This window comes from Pollutibacter soli (assembly GCA_029269725.1).
In the GTDB taxonomy this organism is placed as follows: Bacteria; Bacteroidota; Bacteroidia; order Chitinophagales; family Chitinophagaceae; genus Pollutibacter; species Pollutibacter soli.
The window spans coordinates 37,535-60,884 of record JARJHS010000002.1 but is presented as its reverse complement, the minus strand read 5'-3'; the positions used below and the strand labels follow the sequence as shown (position 1 = coordinate 60,884).

The following is a 23,350-nucleotide window of genomic DNA, read 5'->3' as shown; positions in this document are numbered from 1 at the left end:
AAAAAAGATTATTCACTTGTTTTTGCCAACAATCGATTCGAAATTGCCGAAACCTCCCAGGTATCTGATCCGCCGCGGCAGATCGGATACCTGGCGATTTTTTTTATTTACGATTTCTCGAATAAATCCAGTTGATCAGCATCGCAATCGTCAGAATCAATAGACCCCCGAATTCCCGGGTCTCTTCAATCCAGGGCTTGCTTGCTTTCATTGTAGTCACAAGACTTTCAGCATGGTGCTCTTCTGCCCAGGACAACACACCATTTTTATCGAAAAACAAATAAGCGGCATAGGCGAGATAAACCACAATGCCGAGGAGATATGCTTTCGGATGATACTTGCCACGTACAGCAAGCCAACACAAAACAGCAGCATATAAGTAGATCGGAATCCAGATATAAGGATCGGGATCATTGTATTGAAGTCCTGCAGAAATCACAAAGATGATGACAAAGAAGACGTTCAGGATTTTCATGAGTTAAAATTTGGGCTTCATAGTAAAGCAGGTATAACGTATGGATTGTGCCTGCTTTACTATGATAATTTTATGACAGCAGCGGAACAAGGGTTGATTTTATATAACCTATGCTTTTGGTAATGCTATCCAATGGTGGTCCCAGACATACATCCTGCTCAACAAAGAAGTGCTCCATGCCGGATTTCTTTGCATTGCTGAAAATCTTTTTAAAGTCGATCGTACCGTTGCCCACTTCTGTAAAAAATTTCTTGTCGGTATTATCCATATCCTTCACATGCCAGAGCACAACTCTCCCCGGATATTTATTGAAAAGATCCAATGGCTGATAACCTGCTTTTACGGCCCAGTACAAATCTAGTTCGGTCTTCACAAGATTTTTATCTGTTTGCATCAGCAGGTCAAATGGAAGCTGTCCGTCTATAGGCTGAAATTCAAAATCGTGGTTATGATAACAGAGTTGTATACCCGCTTTTTTACAGGTTTCGCCAGCTTTGTTCAGACTTTCGGCGACCTTCTTATAATCATCAATTGTTTTTCTTTCGTTAGGTAGCAGAAATGCAATCACCATATATTTCTGACCGATGGCAGCGGCATCATCAACGGCTTGTTGCCAGTTGGGCATGGCCCCCATCATATAATGTCCACTCACAGCAGAAAGGCCGAGTTTATCTAAATTTTCACGATATACTTTGGGCTCCATTCCAAAAAACTTTCCATTGCCATATCCGAAGTTTTCAACTTCACCATATCCCAATGCAGCTACCTTCTGCAGCGTTTCCAACGGGGTTTTGCCCATATCATTTCGCAGGGTATACAATTGCAATCCTACCTTTTTAGAAGGTGCGATATCTCCGGCAAAGCTATCCTTAACAAGCATCGAGCCGGCAGAAAAAACTGCCAGTTGCTTCAACAGTGTACGACGGGTAATCATATAAAATATTTAAAAGGGGTTCAATTATGCGGTCTGAAATTAAAACTATGTTTTGATTCAGGGGCTTGAAAAATTTCAGACCTAACAGGTTTATAAAACCTGTTAGGTCCGGAATATGGTTAATTGGCTGATAGTGGTTATTTTAATTGTTCAGGACAAAATTTACTTTCATGAAAGTTCTTCTCAGTTTTTTCTTTACGGCATTTTTGTTTTGCACCGCCGCTGACGCTCAATCATTGGATAGTTTACTTCCTGTCCGTGGATTTTGTATTGCTGCTCCTAAACCAGCGCAGCTGGAGAGGTTTATCGGGTTTATTAAAACGGAACTGGCGCCGAGAAATTTAAATACTCTGGTATTACGCGTGGATTGGAATTATCAGTATAAAACGCATCCCGAGCTGAGCGATAAAGATGCTTTATCAGAAAATGATGTTGCGAAACTGGTTAAGGCAGCAAAAGAATCCGGGATACGAGTAATCCCACAGGTAAATCTTTTGGGGCACCAGTCCTGGGCGTCCACTATACATAACTTATTGCGAGAGTATCCTCAGTTTGATGAAACTCCGGCAGTTAAAATGCCAGAAAAATACGCGTGGCCAAATGCTGACAGCCTTTACTGTAAAAGTTATTGTCCCCTGCATCCTGATCTTCATCAGATAGTTTTTGCCATCATGGATGAAATATGCGATGCATTTGAATCCGATGCTTTTCACGCAGGCATGGATGAAGTATTTTATATCGGCGATAAAAACTGCCCGCGTTGCAGCGGCAGGAACAAAGCATTACTTTTTGCAGGTGAGGTGAATAAAATACAGGAACATCTTTCTTTAAAAAACAGAAGCCTCTGGATATGGGGCGACAGACTAATCGATGGTCGTACTACAGGCATCGGCATGTGGGAAGGAAGTTTCAATAATACTTATCCTGCTATTGATCTTATCTCAAAAAAGGTGGTGATCAATGATTGGCATTATGAGCGTCCGGATCCGACAGCGGCTTTGTTCGCATTGAAAGGATTCCAGGTGATCACTTGCCCCTGGCGCAATGCTCCGAATGCTGTACAGCAAACACGCGATATGATTCAGTTTCGGAAATCTGCTACAGACAGCACAAGAAAAAATTACCTGGGGATGATGCAAACTGTTTGGTCAGGTGCAGAACAATTCCTCAACGAATTTTATAGCAATCCGGATAATCCTCAGGCGCCTGGTTTAACCGCTTCCAATTGTTTCAGGACGATGTACGATGAGATCAATGGAAAAAATAAAATAGCACAAAAATAATTTCTGATACATGCCGGTTACTGCTCAGCGTATTCATGCCATTGATGTGTTTCGTGCGATCACGATGCTGTTCATGATTTTTGTAAATGATTTATGGACCCTGAAAGACATTCCGGGTTGGCTTGGGCACACGGCTGCGGATGAAGATGGTATGGGTCTCGCAGATGTTGTCTTTCCATGCTTTCTTTTTATAGCTGGAATGTCAATTCCTCATGCCATTGCAGGTCGTCTTGTAAAAGGTGAAAGTCGCTGGCGGATTTTTCTGCATATTATTTTCAGGACGATTGGTTTGCTGGTGATGGGCGTGTTTATCGTCAACCTTGATAATTTAAATGAAGCCGCTTCGGGTGTAAGCCGATCCTGGTACCAGATACTGATGTTTGCTGGATTTATACTGATCTGGAATGTTTACCCCCGTGACTATAATATAAAACGATATTTATACGCAGCGCTTCGTTTGGTGGGGATCGGGCTTCTTGTTTTTTTGTTTTTAAGATATCGCGGCGACAGCGAAGCTGGTTTAATTTCTATGCGGCCCCAATGGTGGGGGATACTGGGTTTAATTGGCTGGGCCTATTTTGGGAATGCCGTCATCTGTCTTTTCTTTCATCGAAACACAATTGTACTTATTGGTGCATGGATTTTCTTTTTATTTTATAACATCATTTGTTCCGCTGGCTGGTTTATTCCCGGTTTTGCTCCGGTCAGTAATGGTTTATTGATTGGCTATGGAGCTTTTCATGCTTTTGTTGCGGCGGGCGTTGTAGCTTCGCAAATGCTGGAACAAACGGCAATGAATAAACGATTTAGCCGAGTCGCCTTACAATTTGTTTCCATTGGTGTTTTGTTGATCGGGATAGGTATTTTTCTTCGAGGCTTCTTCATCATTTCAAAAATAAAAGCTACCCCACCCTGGATCTTTATTTGCAGCGGAATCGGTTTTCTGCTGTTCGTGCTGATTTATTTTCTGACGGATATAAAGCAAAAATCATCATGGTTTTCATTTATAAAAGCTGCAGGAACAGCAACATTAACCTGCTATCTTTTACCTTATTTGTTTTATGCTGTGGATGGTTTGACAGGCATTTCATTACCTGAATTTGTAAAGACAAGTTGGATCGGTTTGTTGAAATCAATACTTTTTTCCTGGTTGATTATTTATATCACCAGCGGGTTGATCAGGATTGGGATCAGGGTCAGATTGTGATGAAGGAGTTGCTTAAATGTTTTAGCCACCATTTCATATTTTTTGTGTTATAAGCAGCGAAAACTGGTACAAACGGGTCTCAACAAAAAGGCCCCGGATTTGAACGATTTGGTAATTTTTACACATTCAGCGATTAGTTATCAAATTTTTGCAGTGGAATTAATTGTTTCAAAAGTTTTTTTCAAAAAAATTAATCAAAAATTAAAACGTTAAATTTATTCACCTATTTTTAACATCTTAAAAACCAGAAAATAGTTCCCCTTTAACTATTAACCAACTCTTAACTGTGTTGTCGTATGAAACAAAAACTCCTCCATGGGGTTGGGAAGGCATTCCCAATACTCCTATTGGCCCTGCTATTCTCTGCAGGAGCTTATGCGCAGAAAACGGTTACAGGTAAAGTCACAGGTGGTGCAGCAGCAACTCCTGTTGTCGGTGCGACTGTATCGGTAAAAGGCACCCAGGTAGCAACTACCACAGACAATGATGGAAATTTTTCGATCAACGTACCGGCAGGACGAAGTATCCTGGCTATTTCCTTTGTTGGTTTTACCACACAGGAAGTAAATGTTGCTAACCTTACAACTGTCACCGTAGGGCTGGTAGAAGCAGCCGGCAGTCTTGGTGAAGTTGTGGTGACAGGTTATACCAGTCAAAAGAAAAAGGACATCGTTGGTGCCGTAGCTGTCGTAAATGTGGCAGATATGAAAACAACGCCGTCTGCTAACATTGGCGCACAGCTTCAGGGTCGTGCAACCGGTGTTACTGTGAGTGGAAACGGTGCTCCGGGTTCTCCGGCCATCGTAAGGATTCGCGGTTTCCAATCTGGTGGTAACAATGAACCCCTCTACGTAATTGACGGGGTTCCGACTCAGGATGCATCCAACATCAATCCTGACGATGTATCTTCTCTTCAGGTACTGAAAGACGGTACAGCCTCTGCGATTTATGGAACACGTGCTGCAAATGGTGTAGTAATCATTACTACCAAACAGGGTAAAGCTGGTCGCGCCGAAGTAACCTATAATGGTTATGTCGGTTGGCAGAAAGTGACCGACAATATGATTCCTGATATGCTCGACAACCAGGAATACATCCAATACCTGAACAGGAGCGGAGCCGGCAGCCATCCGGTTTTTGGAGCTCCCGGCAGTTTTAAGGTGCCAGATTATATTATCAACAGTGGCGCCTTTAAGGGCGGCGTTGCCGCAGGCGATCCAAGAGCTAATCCGGATTTATATTCGCTCAGTCCATTATACCAGATTATGCAGGCTTCTCCCCAGGGAACTGACTGGTTTAAGTCAATCCTGCAGACCGGATTTATGCAGAATCACCAGCTCACAGCGTCAGGCGGGACTGATAAGGCGACCTATGCTATGGGCTTGAACTATTTCGATCAGGATGGTACAGTCATCAAGACGAATTACAAACGTTTTCTCGCCCGCTTTAACTCTTCATTCAAACCTACTAACTGGTTAAGAATAGGGGAAAATATGCAGGCGAGCCAGACCAATACATTGGGTGGTCAGCAAAGAGGTGAAGGCGGTGCCTGGTCATGGGCTTACCGTATGGTACCATATATTCCTGTATATGATATTGCAGGTGGTTTTGGTGGTAACGGTGTCGGACAATCCGGTAACGGTTCCAACCCTGTTGCGAACCTGACCCGCGATTCAGACGATAAGAACCTTACCACGCGAATTTTCGGAAACGTGTTTGCTGAAATTTTACCTGTAAAATGGGCAACTCTCCGCACTTCGTTTGGTGTGGATCTTTCTGACAACTTTGTAAAAGATATCTCCCGCAAAACTTATGAGCGTTCTGAAAACCAGGGTACAACTCAGTTGACTGAATGGACCAACAGGGCTCTTGACTGGACCTGGACCAATACGCTGACTATGCAGCAGACTTTTGCCCGGGACCATGATGTAAAATTGTTGCTGGGTACAGAAGCCATCAGACGTTACTTTAAACAGACCAATGCTTTTGGTCAGAATTTTGACCTCGACAATGCAGATTTTATTTCGTTGAGTAATGCCGGTACTGCATCCGGTGACCGAAATGTATCTTCACCAGTCGAAAGCATCATCACTATCTTCTCATTATTTGGTCGTGTAGATTACGCTTTCAAAAACAAATACCTGCTTAACGCCACATTGCGTCGTGACGAGGCATCTGTTTTCGGTCCAGCAAATCGCGTAGGTTATTTCCCTTCCTTTGGTTTGGGATGGAGGATATCTGAGGAGAACTTCATGAAAAATATCAGCTGGATCAACGACCTGAAACTTAGAGGTGGTTATGGAGAAGTGGGTAGTATTTCCAACAACGGGGCGTTTAACCCATACTCCACATTCAGGACCGGTCCTGGCTTCGGTAACTATGATCTGAGCGGTTCAAATACATCAGCAATGCTTGGCTATCGCCAGGGTACTTTGGGTAACGATTCAACCAAATGGGAAACAACAGCTTCCATGAACCTCGGATTTGATCTTACCATCTTCAGTGGTAAATGGACATTCGATTTCAACGTTTATCAGAACGATACCCGTGACTTGTTGATTCCGCGCAACAGGATCAATACAGAGCCTACCGTTAACCAGCCAAACGAGAATATCGGTACCATGAGAAACAAGGGTATCGAGTTGGGAATAACCAACAGGGGTACCATTACCCGTGACCTCACATACGAGGTTACTGTTAACTTCTCACATTATAAAAATGAGATGGTCAAACTGAACGCAGCAGGAAACGCTGTGTATTATGGACTTGATCGTTTCTCCAATGCGATTAAAATCGATCAGGGTTTACCACTTTCAACCTATTGGGGTTATCAGGTTACCGGATTTTATAATAATGCTGATGACGTAAATAAAGGCGCCAAACTTTCCGGTCAGCCAGGAGTAATTGGTTCATGGACATATCTGGACAGAAATAATGATGGTAACATCAATTCGCTGGACGCAGGTGTAATTGGAAGTCCCCATCCTGATTTCCAGATGGGTTTCAATATCAGCTTAAACTGGAAACAGTTTGATTTCATGACCTTCCTGTTCTGGAACCAGGGTAATGACATCTATAACTATACCAAATGGTATACTGATATGAGAGGTTTCGTGGGTGGTGTAAGTGACCGCGTATTATATGATTCATGGACTCCGGACAATAACAATGCAAAACTTCCGCTGCTGCAGGCCGGATTTAATGTTCCTGGTCAGTTTGTAACCGGCGAATCCAACTCTTATTATGTAGAAGATGGTTCCTACTTCCGTTGTAAAACAATTCAGTTAGGTTATTCACTTCCCAGCAGTCTGATGAGCAAAGTCAAAATGACCAATGCCCGGTTTTATGTTCAGGCGCAGAACCTGTTTACGTTCACAAAGTATACTGGAGCAGATCCTGACCTGAACGTTCAGCGTGCTCAACGTAACGCCGGTACAGCGGGTGATTATATCCTGGGTATCGATCAAAGTGGATTCCCCAACCCCAAAGTATTCCTGTTTGGATTAAACCTAACCTTCTGATTTTTAAATAACGAAAACTATGAAGTTTCAAAAAATAATCAGCATATCTGCCATTGTATTGATGGTGGTTGCTCTCGCAGCATGTAAAAAATTCCTTGATCCCCCGCTGAAAGGTGTTTATGACCTCAATCAGCTAAAAAACAAGAAAGGGATCAGTGGCCTGCTAGTAACGGCCTATTCTACCCTAGATGGTCGCGAAGGCTCTATTTCAGAAGGAGCCAGTAACTGGGAATGGGGAAGCATGGCCGGTGGTGATGCTTATAAAGGCACGGAGTTTACTGATCGTGTTGACGACAACCCGATCATGCGTTTTGAACTGACTCCGGCCAATCCGCTGGTCAACGCTAAATGGGACGCTACTTTTGACGGCATAGGCCAGGCAAACAATGTTCTGAAGCTCCTTCCGGACGTAACTGATATGACGGAAACGGAAAAGAAAGTGGCAGAAGCCCAGGCTCGCCTGATTCGATCACATCATCATTTCGAAGGTGTGAAGATGTGGGGTAAAATTCCCTTCATCGATGAGACAACTACTGACTATAAAGGCGGTACCAACTCAGCACCTATCTGGCCAAACATCGAAGCGGATTTCCAGTTTGCTTACGATAATCTACCTGAAATTACTCAATACAAAGGTCAGGCAAATAAATGGGCCGCTGCCGCTTATCTGGCAAAAGCTTATATGTTCCAGAAGAAATTCGCTGAAGCTAAAGCGCTATTAACGACCATTATAGCAAACGGTAAAAACTCACAGGGAGTTAAGTATGCATTGACAGACAATTACCAGGACAACTTTATTGTAACCAAGGAAAACAATTCCGAAACTGTTTTCGCCATTCAGTTTTCTTACGGTGATGGTTCCACTTCAAATGGGAATTCTGACAACCTGTTGAATTTCCCGCACGGTGGTGGAAGCAAACCCGGTGGTTGCTGTGGATTCTTCCAGCCCTCACAGGCATTGGTTAATGCTTACAAAACAGAGGGTGGGTTACCGTTGCTGGATACCTGGAATGATGTTAGTGTCCCTTCTGACGAAGCGGTTTTGTCTAACCAGCCATTTACTCCTTATGCAGGACCTCTGGATCCCAGACTTGACTGGACAATAGGAAGACGTGCCGTCCCTTACCATGACTGGGGTACACACCCGGGTCGTGACTGGATTCGCGATGTTACCTATGGTGGTCCATACAGTCCAAAAAAGAATACCTATTTCAAAGGAGATTTAGGTGCCACTGCGGGTGTGGTAGGCTGGGGTTTCGGCTCAACTGCACTGAATTATACCATCATTCGCTATGCGGACATATTACTTTTAGCCGCTGAAGCTGAAGTGGAAGTTGGCAGTCTTGCTACTGCAACTGAATATGTAAATCTGGTTAGAGCGCGTGCAGCAAAATATGCTCCGTCTAATACAGCACCATATTATCAGCCTGCTTCTGCAGCAACTTATGCCAATTACAATGTTGGCCTGTATCCAACATTCGCCAGCCAGGATTTCGGACGTAAAGCGGTTCGTTTTGAGAGGAAAATCGAGTTGGGCATGGAAGGGCATCGTTTCTTTGACCTCGTACGTTGGGGAATCGCTGCTGCTGACATGAATGCATACCTGGCTAAGGAAGGGGTGAGAAGACCAACCACCCTTCAAGGTACCAACTTCACTGCCGGTAAACACGAGGTATATCCTATTCCACAGTCTGTAGTAACCAATATTCCTGGCATTGTCCAGAATCCTGGCTACTAAGCTGCTCGGAACAAGTGATACTGTTATTGATAAAATGCAAAGAACCATCACCAGATGGTTCTTTGCATTTTAATCAAGTCGTTATATTTGAAATTGCCGATTTCAATGGGACATGAAAATGAAATTTATTATACTGATTGCATTCGTTGGTTTGCTAACCTCCTGCAGCGACAATACACTTTTTAAGAAAATCGATTCGTCTCACTCCGGAATCGACTTTACCAATACGGTGCTTGACAATGACACGCTGAATATCCTGGATGTAGAAAATATATATAATGGGGCAGGAGTAGGTGTCGGCGATTTCAATGGCGACGGATGGCAGGATTTGTTTTTCGCCGCCAATACGACTCCGTGTAAGATGTATCTGAATAAAAGAGATTTCAAATTTGAAGATATCACCGGCGTCGCAAAAGTGGATGGTCAGGGTAAATGGATCAGGGGAGTTACAGTCGTTGACATAAATGCTGATGGTCGCCAGGATATTTACCTCTGCGCAACCATTTGGGATGAAGCATTAAGAAGAAAAAATATTCTCTACATCAATAAAGGAAACAATGAATCGGGTATCCCGGTTTTTGAGGACCAGGCCGAGGCCTATGGTCTCGCAGATGATAGTCATTCAACGATGGCCGCTTTTTTTGACTATGACAGGGATGGTGACCTGGACATGTACCTGGTGGTTAATGAAATTCTGAAGAACCGTTATCCAAATACCTTCCGCGCTGAGATCAACGACGGAACACACCCTGCCACCGATCGGCTGTACCAGGCTGACTGGAATGACAGTCTTGGTCATCCCGTATACGTCAATGTGTCCACGGAGGCAGGTATTCTCCATGAAGGCTACGGCCATGGAGTGAACATTACGGATATCAACCAGGATGGCTGGCCTGATGTATTTGTAACGAACGATTTCCTTTCTAACAATTCGCTTTATATCAATCAGCAAAATGGAAAGTTTAGTAATGAAATCAGGTCTTATTTCAAGCACACGGCTGAGAATGCCATGGGCCAGGACGTGACGGATATCAATAATGACGGGCTGGATGATGTTATAGAACTGGACATGAATCCAGAAGACAATTTCAGGAAAAAAATGATGCTCAACCCACTGACCTATGCGCGTTACATCAACAACGACCAATATCAATACCAGTACCAGTATGTCCGCAATATGCTGCACCTGAATCAGGGTATGCGTATCCGTGAGGATTCGACAGTAGTTCCGGTTTTCAGTGAAATTGGCTTTTTGTCCGGAATTGCGGAAACCGACTGGAGCTGGGCGCCGGTGGTAACCGATTTTGACCATGACGGGTATCGTGACCTGGTGGTAACAAACGGGTTCCCCAAAGATGTTACGGATCATGATTTTATCGCATACAGGCAAAAAGCGAGCGGGCTGATGTCTAAAAGAGATTTGCTTGACATCATGCCTGTTGTAAAAATTTCCAATTACGGCTACAGGAACAATGGTGACCTCACATTCACAAATAAAACCAGCGAATGGGGACTTGATCAGCCGACCTTTTCATCTGGTGCCGCTTATGCGGACCTGGACAATGACGGCGATATGGACCTGGTGATCAGCAATATCAATGACCCTGCTCTGCTGTATCAAAACAAACTTTCTGCAGATAAGAATGCATCACACTATCTGAACATTCATCTGGAAGGAGATGCTAAAAATCCTGCGGCCCTCGGTGCGGAAATACGGCTATACTATTCCGGTAGTACGCAGCATTATACAAATTCACCCTACAGGGGCTATTTATCAACATACCAATCCATCGCTCATTTCGGTTTGGGACCTGTTGCGCAGGTTGATTCAGTGACTATAACCTGGCCGGATGGAACATTGCAGGTTTTGAAGAATGTTGGTGCTGACCAGTTGCTTTCAATAAAAAAAGCAGTCGATAAAAAAGATCTGTTCAGCCACGCAAATGTATATAATGAGCAAAGTATTTTTCGTGATATAACTTCTTCTTCAGGTATTCGATACCGTCATCGGGAGCTGGACTTTGTTGACTTTAATATTCAGCGTTTATTGCCGCATAAACTTTCAGAATATGGTCCGGCTCTTGCAGCGGGAGATATCAATGGTGACGGCCTGGACGACCTGGTAACAGGCGGAGCATTTTCCTATATGGCGCAGGTGTTCCTGCAGCAAAAAGACGGACGCTTTATTCAGCAATCGCTGGTAGGAAAAACGGACAGCGTAGCAGAAAAGAAAACAGAGGATCATGGTTTACTGCTTTTCGACTCGGATGGCGACGGTGACCTTGATCTGTACATTGCAAGCGGCGGATTTGAGGGCAAGTCAGGTACAAGTGATTACCAGGATAAACTTTATCTTAATGATGGAATTGGAAAATTCAGCCTGGATACCGCCGCACTTCCATACCTTCCTGTGAGCAAATCATGCGTAAGGTCTGCCGACATTGATCGGGATGGGGATCTCGATTTATTTGTTTCAGGACGGGTTGATCCATGGAAATATCCCAACCCGGTACAGAGTTTTATTCTTAGAAATGACCTGGTTAATGGTAAGCCGAAATTCACTGACATCACGAAAGCTGCCGTTCAGGACTGGGTACCTGCTGGAATGATTTGTGATGCCTTATTTACTGACTTTAACAACGATGGCTGGCCCGACCTGGTGTTAGCCGGGGAATGGATGCCGCTGATATTTCTGGAAAACAAGCAGGCGAAATTCAGCCGCCTTAAATTAAGTACCGAACTGGAAACAGCTACCGGTTGGTGGAACTCCATTGCCCCCGGTGATTTTGATAATGATGGTGACATTGACTTTATTGCCGGAAATCTCGGACTGAACAGTTTTTACAGGGCGTCCCAAAAATATCCTGTGTACATCACCGGAAAGGATTTTGATAAGAATGGTCGCTATGAAACCATCCCCTCTGTTTTTCTGCCAGTGTCTGCAGAGGATACTACAAGAAAAGAATTTCCCGCTCACCTGAGAGACGAGATGGTGGAGGGACTACCCGGCACACGTAAGAGATTTCCTGACTACAAATCTTTTGCACTGTCTACATTCCAGGATTTGCTGCCGGAAGAACAACATAAGGATGCGATACGACTCAATGCAAAGTATATGCAGTCAGCATTTATTCAAAATGAAGGGAACGGACAGTTTTCCCTGCATCCATTACCCATCCAGGCGCAGATCTCTGTAGTTTATGGAATGGTTGTGGAAGATTTTGATAACGACGGCCGCCTGGATGTATTGATTAATGGAAATGACTTCGGTACTGATGTGGCTAATGGACGTTACGATGCAATGAATGGTTTGCTTTTGAATGGAAGGGGCGATGGAAGTTTTAAACCGATGAATATCGCCACCTCCGGCATTTATATTCCGGGAAATGGTAAGGCATTGGCAATGTTTAAAGCCCCTGACGGACAGTTACGAATTGCAGCAACAGAGAACAGGGGGCCGCTACGGATATTTCAACTGGGAAACACCAATCGTACATTAATACCCGGACCTGATGAAACTGAAGCAATGGTCACTTTTAAGAATGGCAGAAAACAAAAAAGAGAATTCTACCTGGGAAGTTCCTTTTTTTCACAATCATCACAGGTTATGCTCATGTCGGATTCCCTGGCACAGGTTGAATTTAAAAACAATAAAGGGCAGATCAGATTGATAAAACCTTAAACATCACCGGCAATATTCAACACCAGGTGTCAGGCAGTTACTACTCTTATTTGTAAAAAAAGCTATATCGCCACAAGTCGATCCCGAATGCTAATTACTGGCCATTGACCCTGACTATTTCCAACAATGGTGGCAGGTAGTCTTCAGTCAACTACAGTATATAAATACAAGCACCAATTATTCCACATGTTCACGAGAAAGGATTTCTTTAAAGAATAGAACTATTGTCAGAGAAATCGACTTTTGAATTTATCATCAAATCTATGGTAGTGGTTTGTCGATGATTTTTCTTTTGAAATTCTGGGCCATTGAAACAGTGAAAATCAAAATTTACTTTGCTGTAAAGCACGGCTCTATTTGCTCATTTACATTATATTTAAGCCAGGAATACCTGTTTTTATTCATCGCATTTTTTTGTGCCGATGCATATGAAAAATTCAGGTTCATCGCAATAAGTTCTGCCGCGCATATTCGTATACTATTTTTAATCCCACATACTCATCACGCACAAAACGGAAACATGAAAAAATTAACGATTAGCTGCTTTATGATGTTCGCCATTTGTTGCTCGGCTTTAGCCCAGCTGCAAACAGGTGCGGACGTTGCTGTTACTAATACCGACGCAGGTAAAGTAAGAGGTTATATTCACAATGGCATTTATACCTATAAAGGAATCCCATATGCTACAGCCAAACGATTTGAGGCGCCTCAAAAGCCAAAACCATGGTCGGGGATACGCAGCTCTTTAACTTACGGACCAGTGGCGCCGTTGGAAACGCCAACCACCTCTGTGCAGGACGAAAGTGAGTTTGTGTTCCATCACGACTGGGGGTACACCAGCGAAGATTGTATGCGTATCAATGTCTGGACCCCGGGTATAAACGACGGCAAAAAAAGACCAGTACTCTTCTGGATACATGGTGGAGGTTTTACAGCAGGCTCTTCGCAGGAATTACCTTCCTACGATGGAGAGAATCTCGCAAAAAAGGGGGATATAGTAGTTGTTTCCATCAATCATCGCTTAAACATACTTGGCTACCTTGATCTTTCAGCTTATGGCGATAAATATAAAAACTCCGCCAATCTCAGCATTCTTGATATGCGGATAGCTCTTGAATGGGTAAGAGACAACATTGCCAGCTTCGGCGGCGACCCCGGAAATGTTACGATTGCCGGACAATCCGGCGGTGGCGCAAAGGTGAATACATTAATGAGTATGCCATCAGCGAAAGGTCTTTTCCATAAAGCGATCAATCAGAGTGGTGCTTTCCGAACAAACATGCTTGAGAAATCAACTACACAGGCTATTGGCGCTGAAGTATTGAAAGCGCTCAATATTGATGCTGCAGACGTAGATAAATTGCAAACCGTTCCTTATGCAGAACTGGTTAGCGCAGGAAGAAAAGCAATAAGAATCATTGCAGATAAATTGAAAGCCGAAGGTAAACCTGTAACCGGTTTTGGTTTGGGATGGGGGCCAAGTGTTGATGGAGATCTGCTTCCTTACCAGTTATCTTCAAATGAAGCGTATGACCTCTCGAAAAATGTGCCGCTGATGATCGGTACGGTCAAGAATGAATTTATGGCTTCATTATTTACGAACAATTCAAATGCTTCTCTCGATACAGTAATGGCAATCATCAAAAGACAAAGAGGTGATAAAGCAGACGCTTACATAGCCGCTGTAAAAAAAGCGTATCCAAACGATACCAAACCTACTGACCTTATAGATGTGGACGCGATGTTCCGCCCGGGTGCGGTTGCACAGGCAAATCAAAAATCTGCCATCAGTGGCGGAGCCCCTGTCTATATGTATCTTTTTACTTATCAGTCTCCGGTGCTGGATGGGAAGTACAAAGCAATTCATTGTATAGAAATTCCCTTCGCATTCAACAATATCGCACGCTGCGAAGAAATGACCGGAGGAACAAAAGAAGCTTATGCATTGGCCGAAAAAGTAAGCGGCGCCTGGATCAATTTTGTGCGCAATGGCAACCCCAACCATAAAGGTTTACCGAATTGGGATGCTTACACTGCTGCCAATACTGCTACTATGCATTTTGATAATAAATGTGAATTAAAGCCTCAGTTGGATAAGGAATTGTTTGAAATTGTTGCTGCTACGGCCAGGTAGGTGCTGATCAGTCATGTTCGATAATTAAGGGCAAAGAAATTTGTATAAATAGGCTGTTTCAGTAAGAGCAGCCTATTTTGCTTGAGTTCATGAGTCGTAACTTACATTTGAACTTCAATGTTTCGGAGCAGAGATTCAGCATATGAAAATTGTTACCGTCTTTACCTTCCTTTTTCTTTTGTACAGTTGTTCGGAGAAGAAACTGTTGGAGAAAATCAGTATAGAGCATTCAGGTGTAATATTCAGTAACGACATTATCGATAACGATTCACTCAATGTTCTGGATGAAGAGAACATTTACAACGGCGGTGGCGTTGGCATTGGTGATTTCAATAATGACGGTTTGCAGGATCTGTACTTTACAGGAAGTATGGTCAGCAATAAATTGTACCTGAACAAGGGCAATTTCAAATTCGAAGACGTCACAAAGGCTGCAGGCGTCGATGGTGGGGGCAGGTGGTCCAGGGGTGTTTCAGTGGTGGATATAAACAATGATGGACTTGATGACATTTACATAAGCACAACCATTTTACGTCCTGGCAATCTTCGCCAGAACCTGTTTTATATCAATCAAGGTAACAATGAACATGGAGTTCCGGTATTCAGGGATATGGCTGCTGAATATGGATTAAATGATACCTCTCATTCAACAATGGCAGCTTTTTTTGATTACGACAACGATGGCGATCTTGACATGTATATGCTCATCAATGAAATCATTAAAAAAGATTATCCCAATAAATTCCGTCCCATATTATCTAATGGCGAGCATCCGAATACAGATAAGCTTTTTCGCAATGATTTCAATTCTTCGCTCGGGCACCCGGTTTTTACTGACGTTTCCAAAGAAGCAGGAATTACTATTGAAGGGTATGGTCATGGAGTAAATATTGTCGATATTAATCAGGATGGATGGAAGGATATCTATGCAACAAATGATTTTATTCCTGATAATCACCTCTACATCAATAATGGCAACGGCAGTTTCACAGATAAAGCGAAAAGCTATTTCAAGCATACAGCTGCCAATGCTATGGGAACGGACATCGCCGATGTAAATAATGACGGATTGCCGGATATAGTGGAAGCGGATATGAATCCAGAGGATAATTTCCGTAAGAAGATGATGATGAATGCTAACAGTTATCAAAGCCTTCAGAATATTGATTATTTCGGTTACCAGTACCAGTATGTAAGAAATACTTTGCAACTGAATCTCGGTCCACGCCCGGGAATGAATGATTCCATCGGTGACCCCGTTTTTGCAGAAGTCGCATACTACGCCGGCATTTCAGAGACAGATTGGAGCTGGACGACTTTACTTGCTGATATTGATAATGATGGTCACCGTGATCTTTTTATCACCAACGGTTTTCCAAAAGATGTAACAGATCATGATTTTATCGCCTACCGCAATAAGGCGGTGAACATCACAGGGAAAAAAGATCTGCTGGATGAAATACCAGTGGTAAAGATTCCCAATTATGTATATCGTAATACTGGCGATTTAAGATTTCAGGATAAGTCCGCTGACTGGGGGCTGGAAACACCATCATTCTCAAATGGGGCGGTTTATGCAGATCTCGATAATGATGGCGACCTGGATTGGGTTATCAACAATATTAATGATCCTGCTTCTATCCTGAAAAATAATTCCCGGGATTTGAAAGAGAATGCCAGTCATTTTGTCCAGGTGAAACTCAAAGGCGATTCATTGAATAAAAAGGGCATCGGAGCATTGGTAGAATTGTACCTGAGCGGAAATAAAAAACAGGTTTATGAATTTACGCCATACCGCGGGTATCTTTCTTCTGTTCAGGCTTTGGCACATTTCGGGTTGGGCACAGACGCAAAAATTGATTCTATCCGGATCATCTGGCCGGATAAAAAACTGCAGGTATTGAAAGACGTTAGTGCCGATAAACTTATAATTGCTGATAAAAAAGATGCCGGGAATGTGTATGACTTTCAATCGCGTAAATCATTGTCACCGGCTTTGTTTGCAGATATTACCTCAGCAAAGGGAAATATCTATACTCATTCCGAACGTGATTATATCGACTTCAATGTACAACGTTTGTTACCTCACAAACTTTCCGAGTACGGACCTGCACTTGCTGTTGGTGACGTAGATGGAAACGGGACCGATGATATTATTACCGCGGGTGCGTTCCAATACGATGCACAAGTGCTTCTCCAGGGTGTGGATGGAAAATTCCAGCGAAGGAATTTGTCAGCTGCGGAAGAGTATCAGAAGACAAAAACATGGGAGGACATGGGCGTTCTTCTTTTCGATGCGGATAATGATGGTGATCCAGATGTATATATTTCCAGTGGAGGTAATGAAAATAAACCGGGAAATGAAAGCTACCAGGATCATTTTTATATTAATGATGGCAAAGGAAATTTCCTGGCAGATACATCAGCAATTCCGAAAAACCTGGTAAGTAAATCCTGTGTGCGCGCAGCAGATATTGATCGCGATGGTGATCTTGATTTGTTTATTGCGGGCAGAAATGAGCCCGAGTATTATCCCCGCAAAGTGAGTTCTATCCTTCTTCGGAATGACTCAAAACCAGGAACGGTAAAATTCACCGATATAACAAAAGAATCCGCTCCCGGACTGATTGATGTTGGGCTAACCTGCGATATGCTTTTCACAGACTATAACAATGATGGATGGCCGGATATGATACTTGCGGGCGAATGGTCGCCTGTCGTTTTCCTTAAAAACATCAATGGAAAATTTACAAACGAAACAACACAATCGGGAATAAGTAATAAGACAGGCTGGTGGAACAGTATCGCACCCGGAGATTTTGATGAAGACGGAGACATTGATTATATCGTGGGAAATACCGGTAAGAATACTTTTTATCGTGCAACAACGGAAATGCCGGTAGGAGTTCTTGCGAAAGATTTTGACGATAACGGAAGTTATGATGCAATTCCGTTTCTGTATTTGCCAGAGTCGGCGTCAAATAAAACACGAAAGCCTTTTCCTGCGCACACACGTGATGACCTTATCAAACAGATCGTCAGTATGCGTATGAAATTTCCGAATTATAAAACATATGCCGCTGCAACCATCGATCAGCTGTTCACACCTGAACAAATGAAAGGCGCCCAGGAACTTTTTGCCAATACAAACGCATCCGTTTTGATCACAAACAACGGAAACGGAAATTTCACGATGACGGAACTTCCAATGTTTGCACAATTCTCTATGATCAACGGAATGGTAACAGATGATTTTAATGGCGATGGACATGTCGATGTTTTTATCAATACAAACGATTACGGAACGGAAACTTCTGTAGGACGATATGATGCTCTCAATGGACTTGTTTTATTGGGTAATGGAAAAGGAACTTTTACAGTGGCGGGTATGCAAGAAAGTGGTGTGTTTATTCCAGGCAATGGTAAGGCATCAGTAAAATTCAGAGATCCTGCAGGTGCCTATTGCATAGCTGCCAGCCAGAACCGCGGACAGTTGAAAATGTACAACCTGCATAGTCAACTAAGGTCGGTCCCTCTAAACAGGAATGATGTTGCCGTGCAAATTGTGTATAGCAATGGAAAACAAAGAAGAGAAGAATGCTATTTCGGAAATTCCTTTCTGTCTCAATCAGGCAGATTTATTTCTGTGGGAACGGGTGTTAAAGAAATAGACGTTATTTCTTCAGATGGTACAAGGCGAAAAATCAACTTATAAATCTTGATATAAAACAGGCGGTAGCCAATTGATAACTGTGACGAATAAACGATTTCCTGTTGAAATGCTTCTGGTAGTATTCCTAGTGGTTGCTGGCTGTAACAATAACTCATCGGGGCCCGAAACTCCCCGAACACCAGCTGATGCAAAGGGCAAAGAGGTTGTTGCTGCTTATTGTCAATCATGTCATCTGCTTCCGGACCCGGCAATGATTGATAAACAACATTGGCAAACAGGGGTACTTCCGCAAATGGGTCCAAGACTCGGACTATTCAGTTTCCAGGATCACGAGTATCCTTCCTATAACGGCGATCTTTACCTCGAAGATCCAATATATCCAGACAGAGCATTAATTGATTCGACCGGCTGGCAAAAAATACTCGATTATTTTCAGGAAGTTGCTCCAGACAGCCTTAGTCCGCAAAAAAAAGATCAGCTGATTGGCAGGCAACTTGCCAATTTCAGTGTGGCCGTTCCAGAAAGTAATAATTATTCACCGGCTACAATTTGCATCAAGCTTGATACTTCCGAAAACAGATCAAGGGTTTTCCGGTCGGATGCCTTGCAACGTATACTTTACATGTTTGATGAAAAACTTCGTGTAATTGATTCCTTACCATTGCCTGCAGGGATTACCGATATAAGTATCACAGGCAGGAACGAAATTGTCGCCTGTTTTGTCGGACAACTTATGCCCAACATTGGTCGCTCCGGTTTTGTAAAAAAAATATTCATTGATTCTACGACAGGAAAAATGCGACTCGACACCACTGTAATGTTTGAAAGGCTCGCAAGACCTGTCAGGATTGTTGCAACAGATTTGAACAACGATCAGTTGAATGATTACCTGGTTTGCGAATTTGGACACCTGTTCGGATCACTGAGTCTTTTCACTGCAAATCAAAAGGGTGGTTTTGATAAACAGGTGTTACAAAATTCACCAGGTGTAATCGATGTGCGATTGGATGATTTTAATAAAGATGGATTGTTGGATATATGGGCGTTGTTTACCCAAGGGGATGAAAGGATTATACTCTTTACAAACAAGGGTAATGCAAACTTTCAACAGACTACAGTTCTTCGCTTTCAGCCAGCCACTGGATCTTCGGGCTTTGAACTTACAGATATTAACCAGGATGGTTTGAAAGATATCATCCATACTTCCGGAGATAATGGTGATTTTTCACAGGTACTGAAACCATATCATGGTATATATATCTATGTGAATAAAGGGGACAACAAATTTGAGCAGCAGTTCTTCTATCCGATAAATGGTTGTTTTAAATCTGTCACTAGAGACTTTGACCATGACGGAGATATGGATATAGCGTCTATTGCCTATTTTGCGGATTATGCAAAAGCGCCAGAGGAAGGATTTGTTTTTTTTGAAAACCTCGGCCATCTGAAATTCAAAATAAACTCAATTCCAGCTGCAGAGAAAGGTCGATGGCTTTGTATGGATGCAGGTGATCTGGATCGTGATGGAAAGGAAGATCTTCTGTTGGGGAATATGTCGTTGGGGCCGACGGTGGTTCCTTCTGCAACTGATTGGCGCATAGGACCTTCCTTTATGGTGTTGATGAACAAACATTTGAAAACCAAATAGATTTTCATTCCGTTGTATGAATCCGGATGAAAAGACCAAACCAACTGGTAATGAATACGCTTATGAAGTTCCTGGCAATGTTCATCATGTCAGGATTTATTTTTTCCTGCAGCAATGAGTTAACTAAAAAACCTGTTGCTGCGGACCCGCTTGATCCTGAATATCTTCATCGCGCTACCAGGCGTCTGAACGATGTTGTTATTTATGAAATATTTTCACCTCCTGTTTCGAGCAGGATTTATAGTTATGCATCCCTGGCAGCGTATGAATCGATCCGATGGACGGATACTTCCTACCCATCCATCACGGCAAAACTGAATGGATTCCCCTCAATGCCTGTGCCGGAAAAGGGAAAACAATACCAGTTTACAGTTGCAGCAGTAAAGGCTTTATTTGATATCACATTACGTCTCACTTTCACAAAGGATTCGTCCAGGATTACCCAGGACGAAATTCTCGCGGATCTTAAGTCAAGCGGGATAGATAATGAAACTTTTGAAAATTCACTTGTTTTTGGTGAAGCAGTAGCAAATGCGATCTGGAAACGTGCCGCTGCGGATCATTACAAAGAAACCAGGGGAATGCCGCGTTATACACTCAGTGCGGATTCCGGAAAATGGAAAAATACTACACCCGATTATCTCGATGCTGTAGAACCATTCTGGACAAAAATGATTCCATTGGCAATGGATTCGTCTTCTCAGTTTAAACCGGTGCCACCACCGCCTTACGATATGCATAAGGGCAGTCAGTTTCTGACAGAAGTAATGGAGGTTTATGATACCACCAGTCATCTCACTGAAGAGCAGATAAACATCGCACGTTTCTGGGACGATAACGCAGCTGCGGTTGTGCATGTGGGTCATATGATGTACGCAAATAAAAAACCAAGCCCTGGCGGTCACTGGATGAACATTACCGCCATTGCAAATAAAAAAACCAATGCATCAATAGTAGCTTCAGCGCAGTCATATGCCTTGACCGCAATCGCGATGTATGATGGATTTATATCCTGCTGGGATGAAAAATTCAGAAGTGAATATGTACGGCCAGTGACCATCATTAATGATAGAATTGATAAAGCCTGGCAACCACTGTTGCAAACACCTCCGTTCCCGGAATATACCAGCGGGCATAGTGTGGTTTCTTCCGCAATCGCGTCGGTATTAACCGCGCAGTTTGGCGATGGCTTTGCTTTTACTGATGATTACGAACTCCCATATATCGGCATAAAGAGAAGTTTTCCTTCGTTTTACAAAGCTTCAGAAGAGGCATGCATCAGTAGAATGTACGGAGGAATACATTTCAGGTCGTCCATATTTAACGGGAAAAAACAGGGACGTGAAATAGGCGCATTCATTAACCAAAAACTAACGCCGAAGTCAATCAAAGCAAAATCCTGACAAATCAGAAATAAGCCTGCTAAGGTTTTGGCTTTCTGCAAAGCCTGTAATTATACCAGTGCGCTGTGATGATCAATATAACTGCGGGAATTAATAGTGCAAGTTCTCCTGTAATGAATATCTGTTTGCTCATCAGGAGCAGAATCCCTGCCATAAAGATAAGAGATGGCCATGGCTGACGGTGGTGCTTACGGTAGCCATGCCAGAGTGAGATCATTCCCACTACGGCGGCCAGTCCGATCATAAGATATTCAAACCCGGTATGGTCCATAAACTTCGCTCCAAAAACCGGAAGGACCGTAACCATCAGTGGTAAAATGGCGCAATGTATAGCACAGGCTATGCTTATCCCGATTCCCAGCGCGTCGAAATTTATTCTCGTCATGTATCAGTTAATGGGGCAACGAAATTATGGGAAATGCAACAAAGTTGCAAATATTTTCTGCTTTTTGGGATTAGAACGAAAGCGTTTGTAATTTTGTGCCTTAAGCCTGTTATGAAGCGTAAACCGGTATTCTATCTTGTTTTTTTTGCTGTTTTGCTGGCGGGATTTTACCTGGCACTGATGGCAACATCTGATTTCGGGAAAGTTAAACTGCCGGTGCTCAGTACGGTGCATCCCTTCAGTTTTCTGCGCCAGGACAGTATGGTTATCAATGAACATTCAGTAGAAGGGAAAGTGTACCTCGCTGAATATTTTTTCACGACCTGCAAAGGCATCTGTCCCAAAATGAACAGGAATATGGAGGCGATTCACAAGGAGTTCAGCAAGGAGAAAGATTTCCTGATCCTTTCGCATACTGTTGATCCGGAAACAGATTCGCTGGCTGTATTGAGGAAGTATGCGGATAGTATCGGAGCAGATCCATCGGGATGGTGGTTCCTTACAGGTTCAAAAGAAGATCTTTACCGCGCCGCGCGCGAAAGTTATTTGCTGGATGATCCTGAGAATAATACCAAGAACATTAAAGAGCAGTTTTTGCATACGCAATTTTTTGCATTGGTTGACAGGAAGGGAAGAGTGAGAGGAGTGTATGATGGCCTTAAGAAAGACGAGCTGGTGCAATTAAATGCAGATATCGGAAAATTATTAAAGGAGCAATAAAGTGGCAGAAGAACGTGTAACATCGATACTAAAGAAAAGTCAACTGAGCGTGACTGACAGCCGTCGGGTGATACTTGATATATTTCTGCAATCGGGTAATGCACTTGCACATCATGATATTGAAGCACGCACCGGTGAAAAATATGATCGTGTTACTGTCTATCGCACGCTCCAGTCTTTCATGGAAAAAGGCATCATTCACACGATCCCCACCACTGACAACTCAGTAAAGTATGCGCTCTGCCGTGATGAGTGTGAAGAAGGCCATCATCATGATAATCATATTCATTTTATCTGTGAAAGCTGCGGCACCACTACATGTATGGAAGAAATCATCGTGCCATTGATCCAGCTTCCAAAAGGGTACAGGGCATCCCAGATTAATATGGTAGTAAACGGAATGTGCAACAAGTGCAAGTAAGGCTTGAATCCGGCATGTGATACCACCCCATGCGAATAAAAACAAACGCATTGCAAACCGCGGGCAGCAGTTGTGTACTGTTAAATTTACTTCCTCTTAGCGGATAAATACTTCTTAAGGAAATCT

The 23,350-nt window shown here is 43.1% G+C and carries 14 protein-coding genes; 11 read left to right on the top strand and 3 right to left on the bottom strand.

Annotation, left to right across the window (positions count from 1 at the left end):
- Window positions 1-103 precede the first annotated feature (103 nt).
- On the bottom strand, window positions 104-475 hold the full coding sequence (locus P2W82_RS04925) for a transmembrane 220 family protein (RefSeq protein WP_336514736.1): 372 nt from the start codon (window positions 473-475) through the stop codon (window positions 104-106).
- Window positions 476-545: 70 nt separating this feature from the next.
- Window positions 546-1,409, bottom strand: a complete 864-nt coding sequence (locus tag P2W82_RS04920) for a sugar phosphate isomerase/epimerase family protein (protein ID WP_336514735.1) — start codon at window positions 1,407-1,409, stop codon at window positions 546-548.
- Window positions 1,410-1,579: 170 nt separating this feature from the next.
- Between P2W82_RS04920 and P2W82_RS04915 the strand changes: the two genes are divergently transcribed.
- The 9 genes from P2W82_RS04915 to P2W82_RS04875 all read left to right on the top strand — a co-directional run bounded on the left by P2W82_RS04915 (window position 1,580) and on the right by P2W82_RS04875 (window position 21,698).
- Window positions 1,580-2,692 carry a family 20 glycosylhydrolase gene (locus P2W82_RS04915; protein ID WP_336514734.1) on the top strand — a complete coding sequence of 371 codons (1,113 nt, stop codon included), beginning with the start codon at window positions 1,580-1,582 and terminating at the stop codon, window positions 2,690-2,692.
- A gap of 10 nt (window positions 2,693-2,702) precedes the next feature.
- Complete coding sequence (locus tag P2W82_RS04910) at window positions 2,703-3,899, top strand: DUF5009 domain-containing protein (RefSeq protein WP_336514733.1); 1,197 nt, start codon at window positions 2,703-2,705, stop codon at window positions 3,897-3,899.
- A 296-nt stretch (window positions 3,900-4,195) separates the two neighbouring features.
- Window positions 4,196-7,420: a SusC/RagA family TonB-linked outer membrane protein gene (locus P2W82_RS04905; RefSeq protein ID WP_336514732.1), complete on the top strand. Its 3,225-nt coding sequence runs from the start codon at window positions 4,196-4,198 to the stop codon at window positions 7,418-7,420.
- A gap of 19 nt (window positions 7,421-7,439) precedes the next feature.
- Entirely contained in the window at window positions 7,440-9,158 is a 1,719-nt protein-coding gene (locus P2W82_RS04900; RefSeq protein WP_336514731.1) for a RagB/SusD family nutrient uptake outer membrane protein, read from the top strand.
- A 118-nt stretch (window positions 9,159-9,276) separates the two neighbouring features.
- Window positions 9,277-12,840, top strand: a complete 3,564-nt coding sequence (locus P2W82_RS04895) for a CRTAC1 family protein (RefSeq protein WP_336514730.1) — start codon at window positions 9,277-9,279, stop codon at window positions 12,838-12,840.
- Window positions 12,841-13,360: 520 nt separating this feature from the next.
- Window positions 13,361-14,974 carry a carboxylesterase/lipase family protein gene (locus tag P2W82_RS04890; protein WP_336514729.1) on the top strand — a complete coding sequence of 538 codons (1,614 nt, stop codon included), beginning with the start codon at window positions 13,361-13,363 and terminating at the stop codon, window positions 14,972-14,974.
- Between the two features lie 142 nt (window positions 14,975-15,116).
- A complete protein-coding gene (locus P2W82_RS04885) occupies window positions 15,117-18,689 on the top strand; it encodes a VCBS repeat-containing protein (RefSeq protein WP_336514728.1) in 3,573 nt (1,190 codons plus the stop codon).
- A gap of 37 nt (window positions 18,690-18,726) precedes the next feature.
- Window positions 18,727-20,295: an FG-GAP repeat domain-containing protein gene (locus tag P2W82_RS04880; protein ID WP_336514727.1), complete on the top strand. Its 1,569-nt coding sequence runs from the start codon at window positions 18,727-18,729 to the stop codon at window positions 20,293-20,295.
- 50 nt (window positions 20,296-20,345) lie between these two features.
- The gene (locus P2W82_RS04875; RefSeq protein ID WP_336514726.1) at window positions 20,346-21,698 is read left to right on the top strand and encodes a vanadium-dependent haloperoxidase; all 1,353 of its coding nucleotides are present in this window, start codon (window positions 20,346-20,348) and stop codon (window positions 21,696-21,698) included.
- A gap of 19 nt (window positions 21,699-21,717) precedes the next feature.
- Here P2W82_RS04875 and P2W82_RS04870 read toward each other — a convergent pair whose 3' ends face one another.
- The gene (locus tag P2W82_RS04870) at window positions 21,718-22,083 is read right to left on the bottom strand and encodes a MerC domain-containing protein (protein WP_336514725.1); all 366 of its coding nucleotides are present in this window, start codon (window positions 22,081-22,083) and stop codon (window positions 21,718-21,720) included.
- Between the two features lie 111 nt (window positions 22,084-22,194).
- Between P2W82_RS04870 and P2W82_RS04865 the strand changes: the two genes are divergently transcribed.
- Both P2W82_RS04865 and P2W82_RS04860 read left to right on the top strand, forming a co-directional pair.
- Entirely contained in the window at window positions 22,195-22,803 is a 609-nt protein-coding gene (locus P2W82_RS04865; protein WP_336514724.1) for an SCO family protein, read from the top strand.
- A 1-nt stretch (window position 22,804) separates the two neighbouring features.
- Window positions 22,805-23,224 (top strand): Fur family transcriptional regulator, encoded by a 420-nt coding sequence (locus P2W82_RS04860; protein WP_336514723.1) that lies wholly within the window; start codon window positions 22,805-22,807, stop codon window positions 23,222-23,224.
- Window positions 23,225-23,350 lie beyond the last annotated feature (126 nt).